Origin of the sequence: Pantoea sp. SO10 (assembly GCF_005281435.1) — a bacterium.
In the GTDB taxonomy this organism is placed as follows: Bacteria; Pseudomonadota; Gammaproteobacteria; order Enterobacterales; family Enterobacteriaceae; genus Pantoea; species Pantoea leporis.
This window is the reverse complement of record NZ_CP040095.1, coordinates 2,702,492-2,711,586: the sequence shown is the minus strand read 5'-3', so window position 1 is coordinate 2,711,586 and position 9,095 is coordinate 2,702,492. Positions and strand designations below refer to the sequence as shown.

General features: G+C 56.1%; 7 protein-coding genes. 4 read left to right on the top strand and 3 right to left on the bottom strand.

The features are described 5' to 3' along the window. The first annotated feature begins 158 nt into the window (after positions 1-158). Together FCN45_RS12585 and FCN45_RS12580 are read left to right on the top strand one after the other, a co-directional pair. Positions 159-1,121: an aldo/keto reductase gene (locus FCN45_RS12585; protein ID WP_137386126.1), complete on the top strand. Its 963-nt coding sequence runs from the start codon at positions 159-161 to the stop codon at positions 1,119-1,121. 218 nt (positions 1,122-1,339) lie between these two features. After that, a complete protein-coding gene (locus FCN45_RS12580) occupies positions 1,340-2,674 on the top strand; it encodes a carbohydrate porin (protein ID WP_168197461.1) in 1,335 nt (444 codons plus the stop codon). Positions 2,675-2,730: 56 nt separating this feature from the next. On the opposite strand, the gene yegD is transcribed toward FCN45_RS12580, so the two are convergent. The 3 genes from yegD to FCN45_RS12565 all read right to left on the bottom strand — a co-directional run bounded on the left by yegD (position 2,731) and on the right by FCN45_RS12565 (position 7,498). Then, complete coding sequence (gene yegD / locus FCN45_RS12575; RefSeq protein WP_137386125.1) at positions 2,731-4,083, bottom strand: molecular chaperone; 1,353 nt, start codon at positions 4,081-4,083, stop codon at positions 2,731-2,733. 77 nt (positions 4,084-4,160) lie between these two features. Beyond that, positions 4,161-6,725, bottom strand: a complete 2,565-nt coding sequence (locus tag FCN45_RS12570; protein ID WP_137386124.1) for a diguanylate cyclase — start codon at positions 6,723-6,725, stop codon at positions 4,161-4,163. Positions 6,726-6,886: 161 nt separating this feature from the next. Next, positions 6,887-7,498, bottom strand: coding sequence for a phosphatase PAP2 family protein (locus FCN45_RS12565; protein WP_101763357.1), 612 nt, complete (start codon positions 7,496-7,498; stop codon positions 6,887-6,889). 230 nt (positions 7,499-7,728) lie between these two features. Between FCN45_RS12565 and udk the strand changes: the two genes are divergently transcribed. Beyond that, positions 7,729-8,367, top strand: coding sequence for a uridine kinase (udk, locus tag FCN45_RS12560; RefSeq protein ID WP_008104883.1), 639 nt, complete (start codon positions 7,729-7,731; stop codon positions 8,365-8,367). Between the two features lie 72 nt (positions 8,368-8,439). Further along, positions 8,440-9,021, top strand: a complete 582-nt coding sequence (gene dcd / locus FCN45_RS12555; RefSeq protein WP_007888946.1) for a dCTP deaminase — start codon at positions 8,440-8,442, stop codon at positions 9,019-9,021. Positions 9,022-9,095: the final 74 nt, after the last annotated feature.

Here is a 9,095-nt window from a genome sequence, read left to right as displayed (position 1 = left end):
CGCCCGGACCGGGCAAAAATTGAAGGAAATAAGAATATCGCCCCATTGAAGGTAAGTATTCATATTCTGTAAATATTCTGCCAGCAATAGGCATAAGCGCGGCAATTTCCTTTGCTAAGCTCAATACAGACCTGTCTCGTTTGAATAAGGAGAACAAAATGAGTCAACAGAAACTCCGCCAGCTCGGCGACAGCGGTATTGAAGTTCCCCGTCTCACCTTTGGCGGCAATGTGTTTGGCTGGACGGTGGATGAGAAAACCTCATTTTCCCTGCTTGATGCGCTGGTGGAGAAGGGCTTGTTCTTCATCGATACCGCCGACGTTTATTCGCGCTGGGCGCCGGGTAACGAAGGTGGCGAATCGGAAACCATCATCGGTAAATGGCTGAAGAAAAGCGGCAAGCGCGACAGCATCGTGCTGGCCACCAAAGTCGGCATGGAGCTGTCGCCGGAGAAAACCGGCCTCAAGCCGGCTTACATTCGTCAGGCGGTAGAAGATTCGCTGCGCCGCCTGCAAACCGACGTCATCGATCTTTATCAGGCGCACCGCGATGATGACACGACGCCGCTGCTGGACACGCTGAAAGCCTTCGATTCGCTGATCAAAGAGGGCAAAGTGCGTGCCATTGGCGCGTCTAACTATAACGCTAAACGTCTGCAGGAAGCGCTGGACGTGAGCAAGCAACATGGCCTGGCGCGCTATGAAACTCTGCAGCCGGAATACAATCTCTACGATCGTCAGGAGTATGAAAGCGGTTTGGAGCAGGTTGCGGTGAAAAATGGCCTCGGCGTGATTAACTACTATTCGCTGGCCAGCGGCTTCCTCAGCGGTAAGTACAAAAAGCCAGAGGATGCCAGCAAAAGTCAGCGCGGGCAGGGCATCGTCGACAAGTACCTGAATGAACGCGGTAAGCGCATTGTTGAAGCGCTGGAAGATGTCGCCGCCTCGCACGATGTGTCGGCAACGCAGGTGGCGTTGGCGTGGCAGATTGCCCGTCCGAGCATTACCGCCCCGATTGTCAGCGCCACGTCGCTGGAGCAGTTGGATGAGTTGGTGAAAGCCACCCAGCTCGAGCTCAGCAAGCAAGAGATCGAAGAGCTGGCGAGCGCCAGCAAACTGTAAGGTTTTCAGGGACGCTGCGGCGTCCCGCTATTTTCCCGTTCTGCCTCACAAAAAATGCCATTTCCCGCAAAAGATTTTCAATCATCGACAGACGTCACAATTGCGCTAACGCACTATCATCCTGCGGTAAACTGCGCACATATTTGCAAAAACTGACAAATCCTCAGCACTATCCTCTGTTCGATCCATTCCAGTAACTTCATATAAGAATAATCATCATGAACAGAAAAGAAGCAGTGCAGCATTTACCCCGCCTGGCAGCGGGAACTCTGATGTTTGCGATGCTGAGTGCATCTGCGCTGGCCGCTGATGCTTTCAGTTACGACTCTCCCTATATGTTTGGTGATTGGGGCGGTTACCGAACGCAGCTGGAAAATGACGGCATAAAATTCGACGTTAACTACACCATGGAAAGCGGCTCCAATCTGGCGGGCGGCGCCGATACCAACACCTCAATGCGCTACAGCGATCAGTGGGCGTTTGGCGCTAACTTCGACCTGGAAAAACTGCTCAACTGGCAGGATGCGCAATTCCAGATGACGATTACCGATCGTAATGGTCAGAACATTTCCGACCAGGTCGCCGATCGTCGCACCGGCATGTTGTCCTCCACTCAGGAAGTGTACGGACGCGGTCAAACCTGGCGTTTAACCCAGTTCTGGTTAAGCAAAGGTCTGTTCGATAACACCGTGAACCTGAAAGCCGGTCGCGTTACCGTCGGTGAAGATTTCGATAACTTTGACAGTAAGTTCCAGAACCTGGCGTTCGGTAGCGGCCAGGCCGGTAACTGGCGTGGCGATCGCTGGTTCAACTGGCCGGTGTCCCAATGGGGCGGCCGCGTGAGGGTAAATATCACGCCTGAGGTGTTCTTCCAGGTGGGCTTCTATAACCAGAACCGCGCCAACTACGATCGCGGCGACGGATTCCGTCTTGATACCAGCAACTCCGAAGGCAATCTGGTGCCAGTAGAGTTGGGTTGGAAACCGACGTTAGGCGCCGACAAGCTGCCGGGTAATTACCGTATCGGCTATTACTACTCTTCGGCTAACGGCGACAACTACGGCAGCTGGCGCGATGGGGCTTATCAGAGCCAGGATCACGCTTACGGCGGCTACGTGCTGTTGCAACAGCAGCTGACCGCGCAGGGCGGCGATGCCAGCCGTGGTTTGGGCGTCACCGTTCAAGCGGTGATGAACGACCACAAAACCTCGAAAACGGATAATTATCAGTCGGTGAGCTTCACCTGGAAAGGGCCATTTGATGCGCGTCCGCAGGATGAGATTGGTGTGGGTGCGGCACGTATTCACGTCAACAGCGCTTACACGCGTTCGCAGCGTGAGCAGAACAACGCGAACGGTGAGACCGACTTCAATAGCCCAACCTACCTGCCGATTCAGGATGGCTCAGAGTACAACTATGAGATCTACTACAACGCGCAGCTGACCAAATGGCTGCAATTGCGTCCGAACCTGCAATATGTGGTGGCGCCGGGGGCGGTAAGTGAAGTGAAAGATGCGTTTGTGGGTGGGATCAGTGCGAACGTGAATTTCTAATCTGGCAGAATCTGTGGCTTTGCCCTCTCCCTTTGGGAGAGGGCAGGGTGAGGGAATTATCTGAACATCACTTCGGCCCAGCGGGCGAGGCCGGCGGTCACCGAGGCGAAGTCATCGCCGCTGGCGATAGGCGTATCGGGCAGCGCCTGCTGTAACGCCGCACGCAACACCGGAGAACGTGCGCTACCGCCGGTGAGATAAATCACTTCCGGCTTGGTTTCGCAGGTGGCGAGCGCCAGATGCACTTGCTCCAGAATGCGTTCCAGCGGTTGATTGATCGCTTCTTCCAACTGCGCAGCGCTAATTTGCGCCTGCAATTGCGCGGCGATAAATGCCAGCGAGGCATCGGTCTCTATCACCTCCGACAGCGCAATCTTGCTCTCTTCCGCCGCACGCACCAGACGATAGCTCAGCTTCTGCTGCCACACTTTCAGCAGGTGCGCCACTTTGTCGCTGTGTTCAGCATCGCGGATCAAATCGCGCAGCAGTTTGCCGCTGGCCGCGGAATAGAAGTCGCTCTGTGCCGGAACGTCGTTGATAGCCACCGCATTCCACCACGGCAGTGCGGGCAGCGCGGTGCCTTTCTGCGTATTGCCACCGAGCCCCAGCAGCGGCATCAGGGTTTTAAACGCCAGCATAATGTCGAGATCGTTTCCGCCCACGCGGCATCCGCTGTGGCCAAGTAAACTTTCACGGCGATCGGTTTTATGACGCCATTCCGGCCCCATTAGCAGCATCGAGCAGTCGGTGGTACCACCGCCGATATCAACCACTAATACGCGCGTCTCTTTCTGCAGCGTGGCTTCGAAATCCAGGCCCGCCGCCACCGGCTCAAACTGGAACTCCACATCACGGAAACCGGCGCGCTGTGCCGCACGCAGCAGAATGCCTTGCGCCTGCTGGTTAGCCTCTTCGCCGCCTAAACCCTGGAAGTTAATCGGGCGGCCAATCACCGCTTGCTCAATCGGGCGATCGAGCTGGGTTTCGCCTTGCTGACGAATGTGCAGCATCATCGCGCACACCAAATCTTCAAAGAAGGCGATCTGCTGTGGCTTCAGGCCGTTTGCGCCGAGGAAGGATTTCGGTGACTTCACGAACCACACTTCTTCGGGATCGACCATATATTGCTGCAGCGCGGTCAAACCGAACTGCACGCTGCCTGGCGTGACGTCGATATCTTCTTCGCGGTTATAGCGCAGCGCACGCTGCAATAAGGCGGTGCCTTCGCTGTCGGGCGTTGGCACCTGATGATGGCGATGCAGCCATTCGCTGATCGCTTCACGCGTTGGCGCGCAAATCATGGAGGGAAGCAAGCGCTGACCATTCTCCAGTGTCAGCAGGCGCGGCGTGCCATTATCGCTGACCGCAATTGAGCAGTTTGCTGTGCCGTAATCGAATCCGATAAACATATTTATCCCCCATGCCGGAAAAAAGGGGGCGACTTTAGCGCAGCCAGCGCGGGCTGGCAATGGGCAGACGTGGCAGATTACATCTGCACTTCCTGATGAACGTGATACTGACCACGGCCCGCGTGTTTTGCGCTGTAACAGGCGACATCGGCCTGTGACATCACCACATTGCTGATGCAGTTGCGTTGATCAATTTGCGTGATGCCGGCACTCGCGCCGACGTGATAAGTCTGCTCCTGCCACATAAAGCGATATTCGCTCACGGCGGTGACGATACGCTGCACCACGTCGCGCACCTGATCCACTTCGCAATTCGGCATCAGCACGCCAAATTCGTCGCCGCCCAAACGCGCCAGCATATCGCTGCTGCGCAGATGATGCGGCATCAGCTCTGCCAGTTCGCGCAGCAGCGCATCACCGGCGGCATGCCCGGCGGTATCGTTCACCGCCTTGAATTTATCCAGATCGATAAATACCAAGACGTGATGGGTGTGGTTGGCCGCCGCATCGTTCACCAACTGCTTCAAACGCTGCTCGAAGCTGTGGCGATTTGGCAGGCGCGTCAGCATATCGTGTGAAGCGCTGTAGCTCAGGCGCTTCATCACCTTGCGCGATTCACTGACGTCCTGAATAACCATCACCGCGCCGATGCTGGCGCCAGTCAGGGTTTTCAGCGGCGTGATGCTGTAGTGGATCTCCACGCGCGTGCCGTCTGGTGTATGCAGCACCAGCTCTTCATCGAGTTCGGGAGAGATTTTTTCGTCCGGCAGCTGGCACAACAGCAAATTATCGACGCGCGGGCCGCTCGCGCCGCGCGTGATGTTAAGCAGTTCGGTAATGGGTACGCCTGCGGCTTTTTCCTGTGGCCAGCCGCTCAGCGTTTCGGCCACCGGATTCATAAAGGTGACGCGCATTTCATCATCGGTACTGATCACCGCTTCGCCGATGGAATCGAGGGTGATCGCCATGCGCTCTTTTTCCTGGAACAGCGCTTCATTCAGCGCGCGCAGCGGCGTGATGTCCTGACAGATGCCGAGCATACGTTCAATCTGACCATCCTGACTCAGAATGCGGTTGGCCTCAGAGCGCACGTAGCGCGGGCCTTCTGGTAAATTAATCCGGTATTCCAGCTGGAAAGCGCTGCGGCGTTCGATGGCCTGCTGCACCGCAAGCGTGGCGGTTTCCCGCTCGGCCGGATCAAGCAGATGCATCCACAGATCGTAGGTGGGCGTCTGGTGCGGACTTAAGCCAAACAGCTCATACATGCGCTTGTCCCACAACATCTCGCCGGTCAGCAGATTCCACTCCCAGACGCCAATGCCGCCAGCTTCATTGGCCAGCGTGATGCGCTCCATCAAGCGTCGATTAATCTGCTCACTCTGCTTCAATTCGGAGATATCGATAATCTGCGCGATGAAGTAGTGCGGCTGTTGCGCGGCGTCGCGCACCATCGATACCGTCAGGCGCGCCCAGACGATTTCGCCATCCTTGCGGAAATAGCGCTTCTCCATGGTGTAGGTCATGATTTCACCCGCCACCAATCGCTCCAGCTGCTGTAAATCGTTGTTGAGATCGTCGGGATGGGTGATTTGCTGGAAGGTGAGCTTTTTCAGCTCATCGGCCGGGAAACCCAGCGTCTGGCACAGCGAATGATTGACCTGCTGCCAACCGCCATTCGGCGAAACCAGCGCCATGCCAATCGCGGAGTATTCCATAGCGTTACGGAAGCGGGTTTCACTCTCGCTGATATGATGCTTCTCGCGCTGGAAGGCATCCATCACCAGCGCCATCACGTGGCTCGGCAGCAGCACCAACAGGAACGGCAGCCAGGTGCTGACCTGGCCGAGCAGCATGCCGTTTTGCGCCAGGTTGACCCAGTTAAAGGCCAGCAGAATCGAGATGAAACTGGCGTTGAGGAAGAACAGCAGAAACGCTTCGAACTTGGGTAGCCGCACCGAGCACCAAAAAAGAATCACCACAATAAAGGTGAAGGGCCACGGCAGAAAACGCAGCGATAAATAGCTGGCGAGCAGCGTGACAAGCAGCGTCAGGCCGGTTTCCAACTGACGGCCTGGCGTCAAAATCTGGCGCAGCGGTTTATTTGGCCACAGCAATAACACCGGGCCAAACGCCAGCACGCCGATCACCTCAGAAATCACCCACGTCGAGAAGAAGGGCAGTGACGCATTGCTGCCCACATGCAGCATCCACAATGCCACGACGCCACCTAACAGCGGCGCAATCAGGCCGGCGCACAGGGCAAAGCGCACCCAGTCGAGTAACGAATTGAGCGGGGCGCGGCGATCGAGCAGCGCGCGCAGCATCACGCCGCCCAGAATCGCCTGCACCATATTTAAGATGGCGAACTTAATGTTGCTGAGCGCGGGGCCAATAATGATCAGATTGGCTAACGCGGTACCCAGTACGCAGGCAAGCAGCAGCAAGGGAACGTGTTTGGAGTGGGCGCGAAACACGATCACCGTCATCAGCGCGGTGGAGTACCAAAGCGGCGAAATACGGCCACTGACAACAATCAGTTCCAGGCAAAATAGCGTCAGTAGAAAAGTGAGCCCGCCAATGAGCAAGGCATTGAGCCAGGTTCGCTGTGGCCTTTCCTGTGAAGTTAGTATCTCGAGGGTCATGCAAGAATCCAGCAGCGCGCACCTGATTCACGATGGAAAATGCGCCAATCAATCACTATTTTGCATGCTAGCACATCTGTTTGAGATGTCTGCGGGGAATTCGACTTTAGTCGTTATTCACTGAATTGATTGGCCCTTTGCGCGCAAAGGGCCAAACGGGATTAGCGAAAAAGATCGGCGCGGGTAAACGGCTTTTCTAAGCCGGCAAGATTGGCAGAGAAGCGTTCGAGGAACTGTTGCGTGGTGGCGACGCGGCCGTGGCTCAGCAGCAACAGCGGCACCAGCAGCGCGACGCCAATCTGCGGCAGGCTAAAGCCCTTTAGTGAAGTGCGGCGCTGCGTCAGCAGGAATGCGGTGCTAAGCGTAAAGCCAAGCATCAGGCCCGCCAGCACTTCGCTTTTGGAGTGCGCGTGGATGACCAGGCGCGACAGGCCAACCATCAACGGGATCAGATAGCCGATGCCAATGGTAAACAGGCGCCAACGCGGCGACCAGCGGCCGGAGATCAGCCACATCATCACCGGCCAGAGCGTGGCCGACATCGCGCTGTGGCCGCTGAAGCCGGTAAAGTTGAATCGGGCGCTACCAATGCCAAAGCCGAGAAACAGGATTTTCGAGACGCTCACCACCAGGCCAGCCAGACCAAACGCCAGCACCCAATACCAGACGGTTTGGCGGTTGTCGCTTTTCCATGGCAAGACCAGCGCGATGATCACCGCGGTCGGGATCAGCAACATGCTGTCGCCAAAATAGGTCAGGGTTTTCCAGCTCATACTTTTCCTTGCGGCTATATTCGGAGTGCCAACGCCGGCTGCAGTGTTGGCAGATGAACAGTGTATCGATTAAGCGTCTGGCTGCAAAAGGGGATATTCTGAAAAGCCGTTGGCCCATTTCTCTGGCATCAACCCGGTGAAATACCTATAATTGCCGCCAACTAACCCTCTCATTCGGCCCGTTGCAGCTTCGGCTTAGGCAGGCTCCAGTTATCAGGTCTTAAAAAAGTATGACTGACAAGTCTCATCAGTGCGTGATCGTTGGCATCGCAGGTGCATCCGCATCCGGAAAAAGTCTTATCGCCAGCACGCTCTATCGTGAAATCCGTGACCAGGTCGGTGACGAGCATATCGGTGTGATCCCCGAAGATGCCTACTATAAAGATCAGAGCCACCTCACCATGGAAGAGAGGGTGAAAACCAACTATGACCATCCGAGTGCGATGGATCATGATCTGTTGTTGCAGCATCTGCGCGCGCTTAAAGCTGGTCAGGAAATTGAGTTGCCGGTTTACAGCTATGTTGAGCACACCCGCACCAGCGACTGTATTCATCTCAAATCGAAGAAAGTCATCATTCTCGAAGGCATCTTGCTGTTAACCGATGCCCGCCTGCGTCAGGAGATGAATTTCTCTATCTTCGTCGATACGCCGCTGGATATCTGTTTGATGCGCCGCATGAAGCGCGATGTGAATGAGCGCGGTCGCTCCATGGATTCGGTGATGAGCCAGTATCAGAAGACCGTGCGTCCGATGTTCCTGCAATTTATTGAACCTTCCAAGCAGTACGCTGACATCATTGTGCCGCGCGGCGGAAAAAACCGTATCGCCATTGATATCCTCAAGGCCAAGATTAATCAGTATCTTTGACGACATGGCGTCCGCCCCGGCGTGACGCGCTGTCGTAGCCATTCGCTACACTTAATTCATGGAGTACCTGCGATGAGATTATGCGATCGCGATATTGAAGCCTGGCTGGACAACGGAAAGTTGGCGATTGAGCCGCGCCCGCCAGTGGAACGCATCAACGGCGCCACGGTGGATGTGCGCCTCGGCAATCAGTTCCGCACTTTTAGCGGTCATACGGCGGCGTTTATTGATTTGAGTGGTCCAAAGCATGAAGTCAGTGCCGCGCTGGACCGCGTGATGAGCGACGAGATTGTGCTGCCGGAAGGCGAAGCCTTTTTCCTGCATCCTGGCGAGCTGGCGCTGGCGGTGACGCTGGAATCGGTCACCATTCCTGACGATCTGGTCGGCTGGCTGGATGGCCGCTCGTCGCTGGCACGCCTCGGTTTGATGGTGCACGTCACGGCGCACCGTATCGATCCGGGCTGGCAAGGCCGTATCGTGCTGGAGTTCTATAATTCAGGCAAACTGCCGCTGGCGCTGCGTCCAGGTATGTTAATTGGTGCATTGAGCTTTGAGCCGCTGTCGGGCCCGGCTGCGCGACCGTATAACCGTCGCGAAGATGCCAAATATCGTGGTCAGCAGGGCGCGGATGCCAGCCGCATCGACAAAGACTGACTATCAGTAAGTGGCCGGGGTGAGCGAGCGCAGCCAACGCTGCTGCAACGTGAAGTATGAAGGCAATGAGGATG